At 62.6% G+C, this 15,127-nt stretch carries 14 protein-coding genes and 1 tRNA gene; 8 read left to right on the top strand and 7 right to left on the bottom strand.

Annotation, left to right across the window (positions count from 1 at the left end; all coding sequences use genetic code 11):
* The first annotated feature begins 2 nt into the window (after nucleotides 1-2).
* A complete protein-coding gene (locus H8B02_RS48945; RefSeq protein ID WP_376711659.1) occupies nucleotides 3-146 on the top strand; it encodes a helix-turn-helix domain-containing protein in 144 nt (47 codons plus the stop codon).
* Here H8B02_RS48945 and H8B02_RS14400 read toward each other — a convergent pair.
* Entirely contained in the window at nucleotides 143-997 is an 855-nt protein-coding gene (locus H8B02_RS14400; RefSeq protein ID WP_229166847.1) for a sterol desaturase family protein, read from the bottom strand. The two genes, H8B02_RS48945 and H8B02_RS14400, sit on opposite strands and share 4 nt — an antisense overlap.
* 649 nt (nucleotides 998-1,646) lie before the next feature.
* Here H8B02_RS14400 and H8B02_RS14405 point away from each other — a divergent pair.
* The gene (locus tag H8B02_RS14405; protein ID WP_229166848.1) at nucleotides 1,647-1,982 is read left to right on the top strand and encodes a VanZ family protein; all 336 of its coding nucleotides are present in this window, start codon (nucleotides 1,647-1,649) and stop codon (nucleotides 1,980-1,982) included.
* 2,074 nt (nucleotides 1,983-4,056) lie between these two features.
* Here H8B02_RS14405 and H8B02_RS14410 read toward each other — a convergent pair.
* Both H8B02_RS14410 and H8B02_RS14415 read right to left on the bottom strand, forming a co-directional pair.
* A tRNA-Arg gene (locus H8B02_RS14410) sits at nucleotides 4,057-4,133 on the bottom strand.
* An 85-nt stretch (nucleotides 4,134-4,218) separates the two neighbouring features.
* Nucleotides 4,219-4,503, bottom strand: coding sequence for a hypothetical protein (locus H8B02_RS14415; RefSeq protein ID WP_092114914.1), 285 nt, complete (start codon nucleotides 4,501-4,503; stop codon nucleotides 4,219-4,221).
* A 222-nt stretch (nucleotides 4,504-4,725) separates the two neighbouring features.
* Between H8B02_RS14415 and H8B02_RS14420 the strand changes: the two genes are divergently transcribed.
* Both H8B02_RS14420 and H8B02_RS48055 read left to right on the top strand, forming a co-directional pair.
* Complete coding sequence (locus tag H8B02_RS14420; RefSeq protein ID WP_229166849.1) at nucleotides 4,726-5,172, top strand: hypothetical protein; 447 nt, start codon at nucleotides 4,726-4,728, stop codon at nucleotides 5,170-5,172.
* Nucleotides 5,173-5,406: 234 nt separating this feature from the next.
* Nucleotides 5,407-5,529: a hypothetical protein gene (locus tag H8B02_RS48055; RefSeq protein WP_256459054.1), complete on the top strand. Its 123-nt coding sequence runs from the start codon at nucleotides 5,407-5,409 to the stop codon at nucleotides 5,527-5,529.
* 321 nt (nucleotides 5,530-5,850) lie between these two features.
* On the opposite strand, the gene H8B02_RS14425 is transcribed toward H8B02_RS48055, so the two are convergent.
* Nucleotides 5,851-6,660 carry an AraC family transcriptional regulator gene (locus H8B02_RS14425; protein WP_229166850.1) on the bottom strand — a complete coding sequence of 270 codons (810 nt, stop codon included), beginning with the start codon at nucleotides 6,658-6,660 and terminating at the stop codon, nucleotides 5,851-5,853.
* A 116-nt stretch (nucleotides 6,661-6,776) separates the two neighbouring features.
* On the opposite strand from H8B02_RS14425, the gene H8B02_RS14430 reads away from it, so the two are divergent.
* From H8B02_RS14430 to H8B02_RS14440, 3 genes are all read left to right on the top strand, one after another.
* Nucleotides 6,777-7,961, top strand: a complete 1,185-nt coding sequence (locus H8B02_RS14430; RefSeq protein WP_229166851.1) for an MFS transporter — start codon at nucleotides 6,777-6,779, stop codon at nucleotides 7,959-7,961.
* A gap of 298 nt (nucleotides 7,962-8,259) precedes the next feature.
* Nucleotides 8,260-8,469 carry a hypothetical protein gene (locus H8B02_RS14435; protein ID WP_229166852.1) on the top strand — a complete coding sequence of 70 codons (210 nt, stop codon included), beginning with the start codon at nucleotides 8,260-8,262 and terminating at the stop codon, nucleotides 8,467-8,469.
* A 668-nt stretch (nucleotides 8,470-9,137) separates the two neighbouring features.
* Nucleotides 9,138-10,010: a DMT family transporter gene (locus H8B02_RS14440; protein ID WP_229166853.1), complete on the top strand. Its 873-nt coding sequence runs from the start codon at nucleotides 9,138-9,140 to the stop codon at nucleotides 10,008-10,010.
* Here the strand turns inward: H8B02_RS14440 and H8B02_RS14445 are convergent.
* Nucleotides 10,007-11,470 carry a cryptochrome/photolyase family protein gene (locus H8B02_RS14445; protein ID WP_229166854.1) on the bottom strand — a complete coding sequence of 488 codons (1,464 nt, stop codon included), beginning with the start codon at nucleotides 11,468-11,470 and terminating at the stop codon, nucleotides 10,007-10,009. The two genes, H8B02_RS14440 and H8B02_RS14445, sit on opposite strands and share 4 nt — an antisense overlap.
* Nucleotides 11,471-11,491: 21 nt before the next feature.
* Nucleotides 11,492-12,151 carry a peroxiredoxin gene (locus tag H8B02_RS14450; protein ID WP_212318446.1) on the bottom strand — a complete coding sequence of 220 codons (660 nt, stop codon included), beginning with the start codon at nucleotides 12,149-12,151 and terminating at the stop codon, nucleotides 11,492-11,494.
* A gap of 388 nt (nucleotides 12,152-12,539) precedes the next feature.
* On the opposite strand from H8B02_RS14450, the gene H8B02_RS14455 reads away from it, so the two are divergent.
* Nucleotides 12,540-13,121, top strand: a complete 582-nt coding sequence (locus H8B02_RS14455) for a hypothetical protein (protein ID WP_229166855.1) — start codon at nucleotides 12,540-12,542, stop codon at nucleotides 13,119-13,121.
* A 62-nt stretch (nucleotides 13,122-13,183) separates the two neighbouring features.
* On the opposite strand, the gene H8B02_RS14460 is transcribed toward H8B02_RS14455, so the two are convergent.
* Entirely contained in the window at nucleotides 13,184-15,025 is a 1,842-nt protein-coding gene (locus H8B02_RS14460; protein WP_229166856.1) for an alkaline phosphatase family protein, read from the bottom strand.
* Nucleotides 15,026-15,127: the final 102 nt, after the last annotated feature.

A 15,127-nucleotide genomic window follows, 5' to 3' on the forward strand; every position in this document is an offset into this window, starting at 1 on the left:
GCGTGCTGCGCGAGCGCGCCCGGACAATGCTCGCGGCGGGAACCCAATCGCGCGACGAGATGGCGGCCGCGCTCGGCTACACCGACGCGACGAGCTTCAGCCGCGCCTGCCGGCGCTGGTTCGGCGACAGGAGCCTGCGAAGCTAGCTCATCGGCGCGCCTTGGCGCGGCTGCGCAGGCTCTCCACCTTGCGACAGAGGTTGGATGGCCGACGGATCGTCGCGCTTGCGCTTGGAGGTCCAAGCGACAAACGGGTAGGCCAGCAGCGCCAGATAGCTGGAGGGCATTGGGTGATCGACGCCGAATGCCTTCGGATCCTGCCCCTTCGGAAGGTAGGCGCTCCCGAACAGCACATCGTAGAACGAGAACAGCCCGGCGAAGTTCTTGTCCCTGGCTGCCGTCTCGTTGCTGTGGTGCCAGTGATGAAATTCCGGCGACACCAGGACATGGCGCAGCGGTCCATAGTTCAGGCGGACATTGGCGTGAACCAGCCAGGCCTGCCAGTAGTAGACGAGCAGGTAAGTTCCGATCGCTTCCGTGGAGAAGCCGAGCGCGTAAAGCGGAAACAGCGCGCCGGCCTTCATGAACATCACGTCGAGCGGATGCTGGTGAATCGCGGCGAGCCAATCCAGTTCCTCGACCGCGTGATGAACGGAATGGATCTGCCACATGGCGGGCACGACGTGCAGGATGCGGTGCGTCCAGTAGACGCCGAGGTCGGCGATCAGGATCACGACGGGCACTTGAACCAGATAGGGAAGATCGCCGATCGACTGCGTCGCTGCCGCAGGCAGGATCGATTGATTGACCAGAATGGCCGCCGTCATGATGGCGATCACGCCGGCCAGCACCAGCCCCGCGTTGACAAACAGGAAGGCCATGTCGGTCAGTAGGCCACGCCTGAAAATCCTCTGAGGCCTCGCGGCGAACAGTCGCTCGAAAGGCACGAAGATCAAAACCGCCAGCAAAAGCTGCGTCAGTCCAAATAAATCGCGCATTCAAATGGCCGCCTGAAATGGCGGTAGCCTATCACCTCGGCTCCCAACAGCGTCAATAGGAAGGAAAGCCCAAGCCCAAGGAGCGTTAAGCGGGAGCGTTAATCGGCCCGGTTCGCATCAACTCAAAAAGTCGTTTGACCTCGCTCAACCGCAACTTGGTACCGGCCCGCACGTCGGCCGCAAACTGGCGGGCGACCTCCCGCCGGATCTCGATCGGCTTTCGGGGCTTTCGTCGATAGTTGCGGGTGAGCGGTGAAAGTTGTTGTGGCTCGCCACAAGACCAGCCGTGCCGGACCTATCTGCCGTCAGTGCATGAAGGCCACGATCAGCGCAATCGTGACCAAGACGTATGTGCTGGTAACGGTAATGCCCAGGTATAAGCGCTCCATAACGGCCTCGCTGCCCTTCAAGGTGAGGTGCCGCCCCCTCGTTGTTCATCGTAGCGCTTGCTGCACACCGAGGAGTTGGAATTTCGACTTACGGGGGCTCTACGGGAAAGCCATCGGGATTAGTCCTTGCGGGCGACCCGGTTTTGCGTCGATCCCGCCTGTCGCTGACACGCGCGATGGGTTAATTCAGCGATGGTGCATCCAGGGCACCACGACTTGGAAATTGTTGCTTGCTTGAATCAAGGATCAGGACGTTCGGAATGGTCATTGGCTGGCTAACGCTGGCCTTTATTGCGTTCGCCACACTGTCCCCGATCCGGGACCGCCCCTCGTTTGCAGCTGATCCGCACGTCGAGCATTTCGCCGCGTTCGCGGTGATGGCATTGGCCTTTGTGGTCGGCCATCCCCGGCGCGCCGTGCTGGTCGTGCTCTTGGTCGTTTTCAGTGCGTTCACGCTCGAAGCAATGCAATTGCTAACCCCTGACCGGCACGGCCACCTGGCCGACGCATTCTTCAAGGTTGCAGGAGGCCTCGCCGGCATCGGAGCGGGCCAGCTTCTACTGCTGCTCGTTCTGCGCAACCAGTCCGGCCGGTGACTTCAACCGTTGAACTTCGCGAACGGCCAAGCAGCTTCTCCAGGGGTCGAGAAAAGGCGCCTTGCTGAAGCGAGCATGACGGCCAGACGCTGACGGCCTCCGTTCAAATGAGGCATTCGTTCGGAGTTTGATGCCGCGTCTACGCTCTTCCTAGCTACGTTTCAGACGAGCGATCCTTTTGTAGTCGATCCACAACTCGACGAATTCGTGCTCGTCCAAAAAACCCTCAGCTCGGCGCTTTGCCTCTTCGTCGTCACTGCAACGAAGTTCATACGTTGCGCGTGCGACGCCGGCCGGGTCTACTCCAAATGCCACGTAAGGTTTGCGTTCTTCAATCATCTTGTCCCCATGACCTAATGGCAGTCCGATTGACGCAGATTGGCGTCGGAAGATGTCATTGCAATCGATGAATCTCAAATAACGAAAGAGGCCGCTGGCCGCTGAACAGCGGCCTCCTGGACCCCGATTTCAAATGGACGTCTTGGAAATAAAATCGCCGCCGAAGGTCCGATATTAGTAGAGGGCAAATGCGCAACGCAGTGAAGTCCAAACACGCTCATCCACACAGGGAACTGTTGTGACGTTGCGAGCGCGACACACTTCTGTGACCTGGGAGCGATCTACATCGCCCGCGAATCTCGGTCAGAGCCCGGACGGATTATCGATTTCGTGCGCGCCAGTACGATCATTACGCCGACAAAAGATCGCTAGAGCTTTTGCCGGCAATTTGGAATTGCGTTCGCAATCAAATCTATCAGGATTTCGAGTGGCTCGTGCACGACGGTAGTCTGAACCGCGGAACCATGTTCGATGCAATCGGTGATCCGCGGGCCCGATATTTTCACGAGCCTGTGCCGATGACGATTGGAGCGAAGCGGAACGCACGAGGCGTTCGGCGTGTGTGTGCAAGTTCACAAAAGCATCGAATGCCAAGTGCTATACTTAAAAGGATATTACGTCGTTCATATTGCTGAGGGAGTTTGCGGTGAATTACACGGCACCGATACAACCAAGGTTCCTGGTTCGAAAGGGAAGCACCGACTGGATGGTTTACGATCGACAACGCAAGGGGGCGGCCCAATTGAACGATTACAGTTTGGCTGAGAAACTGACGAAGGAGCAGGCCGAGCAGATTAGGCAGAGGCTGGCAACTTGGAACTCTCAGCCTACTTGGGCTGGCCCGAAACGCCCATCGCGAAGCTGATGACCTCGCCCCCGTCCAGCCGAGTATCGAGCCACCGAACCTTGTCGCGAAGCGTTTATCGATGCCCATGAGGACGGGGACGGGCGGCCCGAATATCTAGGGCCTGAGACAGAGCGCTACGGCCATCTAGAAGCGCTTGCCACGGCGCCGCCGGACTTTCTCGCGAAGCGAGGGCCCTGCAGGTCCAGAGCTTGCTCGCCGATGTTGACCGCTTCGAGAACATCGCGTCCTCGCTTCGCTGAGAAGAAATGATTTGTCCCTGCGGCGCCTGTTGTTCCCAGCGCTGGAGCCCTGAAATTCCCCGTGCCATCAATTCAGCAAATGCGAGGGCAAATGACTGTCGCAGTGCATACACAGGTCTTAAGAAAGAGGAGCCGGCGCCAGGGCCCGTGCGCCAGCTCCTCCGAAACGGAGACCGTAAGACGTCCCGTCCCTCTGAGAAGCCTGCGCCGACCTGCTTGCTGATTTGCTAACGGCCTCGCTCGGCTAGCTCTCGACCAGCGCGAATGGATATCGTTTTCCGGCAGGCTGGGCGGGAGTAACCCTTAATGGCGCCGCTTAGGGGCGGAACGAGCGGCGGTATCAGAGGTAGTCTGTCGGCTCCCGACCCTTACGCCCCCACCCGGTCGGGAGTTGACAGAATGGCGACCTCGGCGCGCCGTCCGCGTCGGGGTCGTTCCTCATTGTGCACATCGCATTTCAGAACAAACGCCAAACCGCCCTGTTGCGCCCTTGCCGTGCGGAGTGATTTGAAGCGGTTGGTAATGTCTCGATTTTGCTCGCAGCGAGTCGAGCTTGTTCGCAGCACGAAAACGATCATCCAGAACGAAACCGGTTCGTCCTAAACCATTGTACGATCGATGAAAACGCTGGCGCGCTCGGAGAGATTCGAACTCCCGACCCTCGGAATCGAAATCCGATGCTCTATCCAGCTGAGCTACGAGCGCGTTGCGGGTCGATTATCAGACTTGGGCTGTCGGGGCCAGCGGGGACGGCGCGGCGTCCGCGCGTCCCGCCGGCCTTGCCTTGAGCTCAGAAGCAGGGATGCCGGCGATGATCCTGGCCGATATAGGCGGCCGAGCCCTGGTAGCATTTGTTGGTCGACGGGCCGTCATAATAGGCGAAGCTGCCGGCGGCCGGGCCCGGGCCGTAATTGTGCAGATAGCTGATGTGGTAGGGCAGGCCCCAATGCGCGTGGTGGTGATGCCGGTGGTGGCGCGGGGTGGCCGAGAGGTCGGCCGCTGCAGCCGGGGTGAGGGCCGGGATGGCCAGGGAAACGGTCACGGCGAGGGCGGCGAAAAGCTTGCTCTTGGTCATTGGCGGCCTCCTGGCATTCACGCTGGAATCGGCTTGCGCAGCCGGTCCATGATCCTCTGGCGCTTCATTTAACCCGGAATCCGGCGAAAAGCTGCGGGAAATCAGTCACAGCGCGCCAAATTTTGCCTTTTTGGGGATGCTTAACGGATTGCCAACACAGTCCGGCCAGAGTCTTGCGGTCAGGTCCGCCCGGGCCGCCTTTCCCTCGGTTTCGAACATTTCATGCGCATCACGCCCCTTGTTGCCTTGCTGCTCTCGGTTCCGGCGGTCACGCCAGCGCGGGCCGTTCTGCACATCACGCGCGACCATGGCGGCTATGTCGAGGAGTACAAGGCCAAGTACAAGCAGATCCGCGACCGCCGCGAGCGCGTCGTGATCGACGGCATCTGCAATTCGGCCTGCACGCTGGTGTTCGGCATCGTGCCGCTGAACAAGATCTGCGTGACGCCGAAGGCCAGCATCGGCTTCCACCAGGCCTATTACGACAAGGCCTTCACCTTCGGCATCAAGGTCACCAGCCTTGAGGGCACCTCCGACCTGATGTCCTACTATCCCGATACGGTGAAGGACTGGATCCGCCGCAATGGCGGGCTCACCACCGAGATGAAGAAGATCAAGAACGGCGTCGATCTCTGGAAGATCGTCGATCCCTGTCCGGAAGAGTGGTAGGCGCGGACGCTCGCGCACACTCGACCTTCTTCCAGCGCGGCTTTGCCCGCTTGCCGCGTGCGGCCAACGCCCGCGATCCGAAACCCTGCGGTCAGAATTTGGAACCGGCAGCACGGGCCATTCGTTTTGCTCATGATGCGTTCATCCTCATGATGCGATGGTGGGTCCGAGCAGCGAGAGCGAGCCTCACCGCCGGAACGGACCGGCCTCGGCTCGCCCGCGCAGGAGGTTGTGATGGCAACCAGGTCCAATCTTTCGAAGGCTGAACTCGCCCGCGGCGTTGCCGGCGCCGCGTCAGCGTTGGTGCTGAGCGCGCTCGTCCTGTTCGTCGCCGCACATCACCTGAGCGGCGGGTAGACCGGGCGGCAGGTCCACCAAGCCAGTCATGAAAACAGGAAGGTCCCGATCAGGAGGCCGGCCGCAAATGCCCAGAGTCCGAGGGTGCAGGCCGAGATGACCCGAACGAGATTGCGCAGATCCACGTCCTGCCAGCTGCTGTGGGATCGATACGTCAATGCAGGCCCCCCTGCGACGGCCGCCTTTGCTCTCCGCTGGGAACCCTGTTCCTCATAGATGCCCAAATGAAGGCAGCGGTCGGTTGCGCCAATCACGCATTTGCGATCTCCAGGCGCCGGTCGGCGGCCTTCCTTGCCAGAAGGGACCGAAGCCGGAGGCCCTTCACGCCGCGAAGGCCGAACCGCCGCCTTGCACGATGTCGCTGAGATATTTCGCCGGCGGCTTGCCGAGCGCCTTCTTGAACATGGTGATGAACGCCGTGACGGATTCATAACCGAGCGCGGTCGAGACCTGCTGAACGCTTGCGCCGGCCGACAGCTCGCGCAACGCGACGATCAAATGTAGCTGCTGGCGCCAGCGGCCGAACGTCAGGCCGGTTTCGCTCAGGACGAGACGTGCGAGGCTGCTCTCGCTCATTGCCACACGGTCGGCCCATTCGGCCATCGTGCTGCGATCGGAGGGATCGTCGGCGAGATCAGCCGCGATCCGTCGCAGGCGCGGTTCGCCTGAAATCGGCAGATGCAGCTGCTGGACCGGCATTTGCGGCAATTCGTTCAGCAGCAATTGTGCGACGAGCGTCGCATCGCCGACGTCGTGCTGCATGCGATCCGAAAGCGCGACGATAAGCTCGCGGAGCAGCGGCGAGATCGACAGCGTGCAGCAGCGGTCGGGCAGGTCGGCGGCCCCGGGCTCGATGAAGACGAAGAAGATCCGCGCGTTGGCGGTTGCGATATTGGTGTGGCGGGTGCCGCCGGGGAGCCAGACGCCGCAATGCGGCGGCACCATCCACAGTCCGTTCGGAACGCGGCACATCACGCCGCCGCCGAGCGCAAACACCAGCTGTCCCTTGCGGTGCGCATGCTCGGCCGCCTCGACCTTGTTCGCGGTGATGTCGAGGCGCACGGCGAGGGCTGGGGCCGCGACGTCATCCGGATCGAGGTCCGGCCAAGGATAGCGAAGCTCAAAACCCATAGCGGAGCTGAAAACCCATCGCGTGACTGAATTTAGCGATCGATAGAGCAAATATGTAAATTCTTCCGGCCGCCAAGTCGATAATTTCCGCGCATACAGACAGCCGGGAGCATGCGATGACGATGATTGCGCCGATGCGGACGTTGGGCGGGCAGGGGCTCCTGGTCGCGGGGATCCTGCTGATCGCCTCGGCGCTCCGTGCGCCCATCACCGGCGTGGCGCCGATGCTCGGCCTGATCCGCGAGAGCAGCGGGGTCAGCGCGGCAGAGGCGGGGATCCTGACGACGCTGCCCTTGCTTGCGTTCGCCGCGATCTCACCGGTTGCAGCCATCCTCGGGCGCAGATGCGGCATGGAGCGGTCGCTATTCGGCGCGCTGCTGGTCATTGCGGCCGGGATCGCGCTGCGCTCGTCCGGTCCGGTCTGGGCGCTGTTCGCCGGCACTGCCACCCTTGGTGCCGGGATCGCTGTCGCAAATGTCCTGCTGCCGAGCCTGCTCAAGCGGGACTTCCCGACCCGCATCGCCGGCCTGACGGGCGCCTACGCGATCACGTCCGCATTGGCGCAGGCGCTCGCATCTATTGTGGCGATCCCGCTCGCCCTGTTGCCCGGATCGAACTGGCACCTTTCGCTTGCGAGCACACTGATCTTTCCGCTGGTGGCGCTAATGGTCTGGGCTCCGCAACTGGGGATGCACTCGGCTCCGGCGATCGAGCCTGGCTCGTCGTCGCATCGCGGGCGCATCTGGCACTCACCGCTCGCCTGGCAGGTCACCGGCTTTCTCGGCCTGACCTCGCTGGTGTTCTACATCATCGTCGGATGGCTGCCCGCCATTCTCGTGCAGGCAGGTTATTCAGCGGCGGCGGCGGGCACGTTGCACGGTGTGTCGCAATTGGCGACGGCGGTTCCCGGCTTGATCCTCGGTCCGATGGTCCGCCGCATGAAGGATCAGCGCGGCATCGCGATCGCGGTGTCGCTCGCGACCTGCGTTTCGCTGCTGGGATTGTGGCAGCTTCCGTCGCTTGCGATGGTGTGGGTCGCGCTGTTCGGCTTTGGAGCGGGAGCTGCCTTCATCCTCGGTCTGACATTCGTCAGCCTGCGAACAGCGCACAGCCATCAGGCGGCCGCGCTGTCAGGCATGGCGCAATGCCTCGGCTACACGCTTGCGGCTGCGGGTCCGCCGCTTGCCGGACTTGCCCACGATGCGACCGGAGGCTGGGAGGTTGCGCTCGTCTGCTGCGCCGTCGCGACCGTGCTGATGGCGGTCCTTGGCAATTTCGCCGGACGCGCGGCCACGATCTGATGCTTGCTGTGTGCGGACATGCGGCCTGTCAATTCGGCTTCCGCACCGGCCGCATACCGGGGATGGCGGATGCCCGTCGGTTGTACGCGATGAAGCCGCGCGCTACAGAGACGCGTGGCAAGCAAGCGCCTGGGGAAAGTGCCGTTGAGGATATCAGCCAATACGCGCATCGTGATCGGATCGACGCTTTTTGCCCTGGCGTCGAGTGCATTGCTCTATCTGCCCGATCGACCGACAACTTCTGCGCGGCACCTTTCACTTTTATCAGGGGCACGCGTTTCTCGTCCCGGTCAAATACGTGGATGGCGAGATCAAGACTGCCCGGCTGTATGAAGACGACAGGCTTCTCGGTCCCGCGAATACCACGCAGCAAGAGATCATCGACAAGGGCGCCGGCCGATTTGGACTTTACCGGGATCGCTGGGGCTATTTCGGACCGGCCTTGATGTTCTCGACAAGCGACAATACCGACCCGAACACCAACGGCAGGAAGTACCACCTCAGATGACGGTCTGACGTGTGCCGGGTGCCGTCACGTGGTGCGTATCACGCCCAGTTCCTTCGAGCGCTGGAGAAGAGCCGGCTGGTAAGGCGGCGAGGGATCGTCGTCGTCAGGGATGGCGGCTGCATCCGACAAACACGCATAGCATCCTTGAAGACAAATGGTCGTGATTGCAGCGAACAGGCGCGACAGTCTGCAGGGTCAGAGCGGTCTCAGGCGACAAAGCAACCCGGCGGAACGAGATGCAAGGCTCGGACAGATCATGTCGCGAGAATGCGAATGCGTGGCTCACAAGTCGTGCAAACAATTCTCAGTGTCGTCCTGGCGAAAGCCAGGACCCATTACCCCGAATGAAATTTCTTGTGCGATGCTGGGGCCGCGATCTCGCTCATCGTCAAGTACGGTGGCTATGGGTCCTGGCTTTCGCCAGGACGACGATTGGGGAGATCGCATGCTCCTATGTCTGGCACCGTCATGCTAAGGTGTGAGCGGAGCGAGCCTCGAAGCACGACGGCCCGACTGTGGCCGTGCATCCTTCGAGACGCGCTATGCGCTCCTCAGGATGACGGATCTGATCGCTTTCGCCGGGACAGTATGCTTGTGGCGTCCGCCCGCCACCCCCGCAAAAATTCGCGATTGCCGGCTGCCTCTTCTTCAGGCAATGACGGCCTGCAATGAACAAGAGCTTCGAGGAAACTGCCGCTCGTCTGGCGCCGACGATTTTTGTCGTGCTGTGGAGCACGGGATTCATCGGCACCAAATACGTCATCAACAATGCGGAGCCGCTGACCTATCTGGCGATCAGGATGGCGTTCGTGGTGGTGGTGATGGCTGGCATCGCCGCGGTCGCACGGCCGAAATGGCCGGACCGGACAGGCGTTTTCCACAGTGCGGTGGCCGGTATCCTGGTGCACGGCTTCTATCTCGGCGGCACCGCGATTGCGATCGCGCATTCGATTCCCGCAGGCCTGTCGGCGCTGATCCCGGGTCTGCAGCCGATCCTGACCTCGACCATCGCCAACGGCTGGCTCGGCGAGCGCGTCACGCCGCTGCAATGGGGCGGGCTCGTGCTCGGCCTCGCCGGCGTCGTGCTGATCCTGCACAACCGGCCGATGACGGGCGATGCGGGGTGGGGCTGGCTTGCCTCCGGCGTCTCGCTGATCAGCATCACGCTTGGCACGCTCTACCAGCGCCGCTACTGCAACCAGATCGACTGGCGCGCCGGCAATCTCGTGCAGTACGTCGCGGTGACGATCTTGTTCGGCATCGGCGCCTGGCTGTTCGAGACCAATGTCGTGCATTGGACCCGCGAGTTCGTGCTGGCGATAGCCTGGCTGGTGTTCGCGCTGTCGATCGGCTCGATCGGGCTGCTGTATTGGCTGATCCGACACCACGCCGCGACCTCGGTCGCGAGCCTGTTCTATCTGGTGCCGGCGGTGACCGCGCTGATGGCCTATGTGCTGTTCGGCGAGCGGCTGGATACCGTCGCCATCGCCGGCATGGCCGCCTGCGCCGCCGCGGTGTTGGTGGTCAACCGCCGCGCTTAATCCTTGCCGCGGATTCTTGCGTACGCCGCAAGCGCGCGTTCTCGTCCCATTTTGTGATCGACGATCGGCGGCGGATAGGTCTTGCCGAGTTCGACGCCGGCGCTTGCGAGCTCGATCGGCATCGCGGTCCAGGGCTGATGGATCAGGTTGTTGGGAAGCTGCGCGAGCTCCGGTACCCAGCGCCGGACATAGGCGCCGTCCGGATCGAATTTCTCGCCCTGCAGGTTCGGATTGAAGACGCGGAAATAGGGCGCGGCATCGGCGCCGGAGCCGGCGACCCATTGCCAGTTCGCCGGATTGGAGCCGGCATCGGCATCGACCAGCGTGTCCCAGAACCATGCTTCGCCGGCGCGCCAATCGATCAGCAGGTGCTTCACCAGGAACGAGGCGACCACCATGCGCACCCGGTTGTGCATCACGCCGGTGTGCCAGAGCTCGCGCATGCCGGCATCGACGATCGGATAGCCGGTCAGGCCGCGCTGCCAGGCTTTCAGCGCAGGGGCGTTGCGCTTCCACGGAAACGCATCGAATTGCGCCTGCAGATTCCGGTTCGCCATATCAGGCTCATCGAACAGCAGATGGCGGCAGAATTCGCGCCAGACGAGCTCGCTCAAGAATTTGTCGATGTCGCCGGCGAGGCGCGGGTGCTCGGCGGCGGCGAAGCGGGCCGCATGCCAGAGCTGGCGCGGGCTGATTTCGCCGAAGCGCAGATGCGGGGAGAGGCGCGAGGTGCCGTCGCGGTCGGGCCGGTCGCGGTCGTCGCTGTAGCCGCGAATATTCTCGTCGAGGAACGCCTTCAGCCGTGCCTGCGCCGCGGCTTCGCCCGGAGTCCAGGTGTCGCGCAGGCCACCGGCCCAATCCGGCCTGGTCGGTTCGAGATTCCAATCGTCGAGGGCTTCGCTCGCGACGCCACTGACGGATGCGAGCTTCTTCGGCGCCGGCAGCGGCGCTGGCGGATCGCCAAGCCCCTGCACACGCCGCCAGAACGGTGTGAACACACGCGGGCCACGGTTGTCCTTGTTGCGGATGGCTTTGGGTTCGACGAGCAGGTCGCCAGGAAAAATCTGCGAAGCGATACCGTCACTTGCGAGCGCGGATTCAACGTCTGCGGCAATCGCCTGATGCGGCGCTTGCGCGATCTCGTTCCAGAACACGGCGCCCGCATGGATGTCGCGCGCCAGCGTGGCGATCACGGAGGCGGCCGATCCGGTGCGCAGCACCAGCGTTCCGCCGATCGCCTCAAGGCTTTTACGAAGTGCGCGCAGCGACTGCGCCAGCCACCAGCGCGTCGCGCCTCCGAGGGGGCGCGCGGCTGGAGGTTTCAGGGCACGACTTGCTTCGTCGCGGATAAAAAGGCCAACCACGGGCGCGCCGCGGCTGGCCGCTTCATGCAGGGCCGGGTGATCCGACAGCCGCAGATCGTCGCGAAACCAGACGATAACAGGCTGTACGCGGGCCACCTGGAGGCTGCGTGCCGGCCGTTACTTCGGCTGCGGCACGATGCGGATGTAGGGCTTCGGTTCTTTCCAGCCCTGCGGATAGATCGTCTTGGCCTCGTCATTGCTGACCGAGCCGGCGATGATCACGTCCTCGCCCTGCTTCCAGTCGGCAGGGGTGGCGACGCGGTGCGTGGCGGTGAGTTGCAGCGAGTCGATGACGCGCAGGATCTCCTGGAAGTTCCGGCCCGTGGTCATCGGGTAGACCAGCACCAGCTTGATCTTCTTGTCGGGACCAATGATGAAGACGTTGCGGACCGTCTGATTGTCCGCCGGCGTGCGGGTGAGGGGATCGCCGGAGGTCGAGGCCGGCAGCATGTCGTAGAGCTTCGAGACGTTGAAATCGGTGTCGCCGATCATCGGATAATTCGGCGCCGCGCCCTGGGTTTCCTTGATGTCCTCGGACCATTTGGCGTGGCGATCGACCGGATCGACCGACAGGCCCATCAGCTTGACGCCGCGCTTGTCGAATTCGGGCTTCAGGCGGGCGAGCGCGCCGAGCTCGGTGGTGCAGACCGGGGTGAAGTCCTTGGGATGGGAGAACAAAAGCACCCAGCTGCTGCCGATCCAGTCGTGGAACTTGATCTTCCCTTCGGTGGTCTCGGCTTCGAAGTCGGGGGCGACGGCGCCAATCTGAAGTGCCATGATTTTACCTCATCTCTTTGAAGTTGCATCCAAATTTGTATTTGAGGTGGTCTGTTCCAGTATAGGACGCGGAAAGGCCTAAGTGAACGGCTTCTGAAAAAAGGTGAGACATTTCTCCTTGAGGGTGGAATTCCAAGCAATTTGTTTTGATCCGTAGTCCTGCGACGAAATATCAGCTTCGGCACAAAAGCTTGGAAATGCCCAGATAAAGCCGCTTATCGCCGTCATCACGCCGGCCCCGGCTGCTATAGGACTGAACCGTGACAGCGTTTAAAGCGACCAAATAGCAACCATCTAAAAATCTCGGAACCCAAGTTCCGAATCATTAACCACTCGTTTACGCCCGCATGGAAAAGCTGGCCTCAGATAGGAATTGAAAGCTCCCACAATGTCTACCCCAAGTACCAAGGCCGCTGAGGCTCTCAGCGGTGCGTTGCATCCGTCCTGCCGCAAGACCGCCGCCCATGCGCTGACCATCGTGCGCGATGGCGTGATCACCGGCGAAGGCCCGACCACCAAGGGCCGTATCCATTTCTCCCGGTCACTCGATGCCGATGACGCTGCCTGGTGCGCGCGCATCCTGACGGCGGCCGCGGTCGAGCATCAGCCGGTCAGCCGGGCCGAGATCGAGGCGCTGTTCGCGATCAACGAGGCTGCTGCCGAGCGCAGCGATGGCGGCCGGTTCGACGACCTGCTCGCTAAGGCGATCGCCCATCATGCCGCGTCCGAGTCCGGTCTGCCGGTGCCGCCGCGCACGGTGGCGCTGTCGCCGGATACGAACATCGATCGCTGGGCGCCGACGCAAGGCGCCAAGATGGACACCAAGGTTCTGGAATGGATCGCGGGCCGGATGCGCGGTCAGCGCCGCACCGGCCGTGCGCTGGCGGCGATGGTGGCAACGCTGGTCGGCGCGACTGCGCTGCCGCTCGCAGCCCAGCTGCCCAACGTGTTCGACATCGGGATGATGTGATCGTGTGGGATGATGCCTGTGCATCATCCCAGACCACCGGCTTCAGGCGAGAGCGGCGGGGATCACTTCCCCGCCGTTTTCTGTTTGCCGGCGCTCTCCTCGAGCCCGAGCGTCCGCCCCGGGAACCCGGCAACGTCGAAATAGCGGGTCGAGAGCACGCGCTGGAATTTCAGCACGGTGCGCAGGCCGTTGGCCGAAGGCTTCTTCGACATGATGGTGCCCTCAGCCATCTTCGGCACGATGCCGTTCGGGAGCGCTTCAGACATCACCCGGCCGATCAGCCCGCCATTGTTCGGCGCGCGCAGGCCGAGCAATTGCGCCGCGGTCATGCCGACATCGGCGTTGCTGACCGGCAGCGGATCGACATAGCCCGCCTTGAAGTCGGGACCGATCGCGGCGGTGAAGTTGAAGGTGTCGCCGCGGCTGAAGCTGCCATGCATGCCCTGGCCCTGGCGCAGCACGGTGTCGGCAACCTGCACCGAGCAGTTGGTCGGGATCTCGCAGCCGCTCGACCAGGAGCGGAAATTGACCACGATCGACGGGTTCGGCGTCACCGCCTTGCCCTTCAGGTTCAGGTTCGACATCGGCAGCGTGCCGGGGAAGGTGCCGAGCTTGTCGTCGACAAACAGGCCGCTGACATAGTCCTGCTCGAGCAGTGCCTTGATCACGCGGTCGGCGAGCTTCTTGTCGCGGTTCGGCAGATAGATCAGATCCGAGCCGCCATTGGTGGCGATCACGACGTCAGGCTTGGCCGGGTCCTGGCCGAGCACACCGTTGCCGGCCCTCGGATGGGCATTGTCGGCGACCTTGGCATTCTTGTCGTTGGGGTCGAACAGCGGCAGGTTCAACGCCTTGGCGAGATCGATCGCCAGAAAGCCCATCGGCAGGAAATCCTTCGGCGTGTCGTCATAGGCGATCTTGGCCGAGGGGCTGGTCTTACTCTCCTTCGAGATCGTCGAGAAGCCGTGGTCGGAGGAGACCATGATGTTGGTGTTGGCGGAAAGCCCGAGCTCGTCGAGCGCCTTGCGGAGCTGGGCGAGGTTGTTGTCGGCATTCTTGATGCCGGCCATCGAGGTCGGGCCGTTGATGCCGGGCGTGATGGTGTTGAGGCTGTCGCCGGTGTTGTGCTGGCTGCCGTCCGGATCGCGCGACCAGAACACCAGCACGAACGGCTTGTTGCGCGCCTTGAACATCGGCAGCACGACCTTGGTCGCGACATCGGCCATGTAGGCCTGCTGTGCGACGTTGGCGACCGTGGTACCGGGCGTCTTGGCGTCGCCCGCCTTGGCGTTGTCGCCGCGGCTCGGGGTGGCGAGCGGCAGGCCGGCCTTGGTCAGCGCGTCCTTCATCTCGTCGGAGAGCGGCACGCTGGCCTTGCCGCCGGTGGAATCGTCGACCACGATCGTGTTCTTGCCGCGATCGGTGTGGTCGAACAGCAGGGTCGGGCCGACCTTGCCGATGGCGGCGGTGCTAAAGCCCTGGCCGCGGGCCATCTTCAAGAGCGTCTCCTCGTTGAGATAGTCGCCATTGAAGTGATCGTCGATATCGGCGAGCACGGCATCGTTCTCGATGAAGGGAACCACGGTGTCGCCGGCAGGCACCGAGGTGTAGCCGGTGAAGATCGTGTTAGAGAAGGTGCCGGTGTCGCCGAGATAGTGGCCAGTCGAGAGCGCCGAGCTGTTGGCCATCGTGAAGGTCGGGAACAGCGAATGCGAGTTCTTGAAGTGGACGCCCTTGTCGCGGATCTCGGCCATCGCAGGCGCCGTCTGCGGCGTCACGATGCCGCCGCGCAGGCCGTCGGGGACGAACAGGATCAGGTTGCGGGGTTTTGCATTTTGCGCGGAAGCGGCGCCGGCTGAAAGCGCGATCATGCTCGCGGACAGTAATGTAATGGCACGGCGCATTTTGTTATTCCCCCTGATGAAGCCCCGCGGCAGCCCGCCGCAGCCTTCGTTTAGTTTTGCCATATGACAGAAATGTTACAGCGCCCGCCGGGCGCTGTAACT

This window comes from Bradyrhizobium altum, assembly GCF_020889705.1.
GTDB lineage: Bacteria > Pseudomonadota > Alphaproteobacteria > Rhizobiales > Xanthobacteraceae > Bradyrhizobium > Bradyrhizobium altum.

What these genes read in the sequence shown, in the direction of transcription:
- H8B02_RS14400 (WP_229166847.1), bottom strand. Translation starts at nt 997, where the DNA reads ATGCGCGATTTATTTGGACTGACGCAGCTTTTGCTGGCGGTTTTGATC.
- H8B02_RS14405 (WP_229166848.1), top strand. Translation starts at nt 1,647, where the DNA reads ATGGTCATTGGCTGGCTAACGCTGGCCTTTATTGCGTTCGCCACACTG.
- H8B02_RS14415 (WP_092114914.1), bottom strand. Translation starts at nt 4,503, where the DNA reads ATGACCAAGAGCAAGCTTTTCGCCGCCCTCGCCGTGACCGTTTCCCTG.
- H8B02_RS14420 (WP_229166849.1), top strand. Translation starts at nt 4,726, where the DNA reads ATGCGCATCACGCCCCTTGTTGCCTTGCTGCTCTCGGTTCCGGCGGTC.
- H8B02_RS48055 (WP_256459054.1), top strand. Translation starts at nt 5,407, where the DNA reads ATGGCAACCAGGTCCAATCTTTCGAAGGCTGAACTCGCCCGCGGCGTT.
- H8B02_RS14425 (WP_229166850.1), bottom strand. Translation starts at nt 6,660, where the DNA reads ATGGGTTTTGAGCTTCGCTATCCTTGGCCGGACCTCGATCCGGATGAC.
- H8B02_RS14430 (WP_229166851.1), top strand. Translation starts at nt 6,777, where the DNA reads ATGACGATGATTGCGCCGATGCGGACGTTGGGCGGGCAGGGGCTCCTG.
- H8B02_RS14440 (WP_229166853.1), top strand. Translation starts at nt 9,138, where the DNA reads ATGAACAAGAGCTTCGAGGAAACTGCCGCTCGTCTGGCGCCGACGATT.
- H8B02_RS14450 (WP_212318446.1), bottom strand. Translation starts at nt 12,151, where the DNA reads ATGGCACTTCAGATTGGCGCCGTCGCCCCCGACTTCGAAGCCGAGACC.
- H8B02_RS14455 (WP_229166855.1), top strand. Translation starts at nt 12,540, where the DNA reads ATGTCTACCCCAAGTACCAAGGCCGCTGAGGCTCTCAGCGGTGCGTTG.
- H8B02_RS14460 (WP_229166856.1), bottom strand. Translation starts at nt 15,025, where the DNA reads ATGCGCCGTGCCATTACATTACTGTCCGCGAGCATGATCGCGCTTTCA.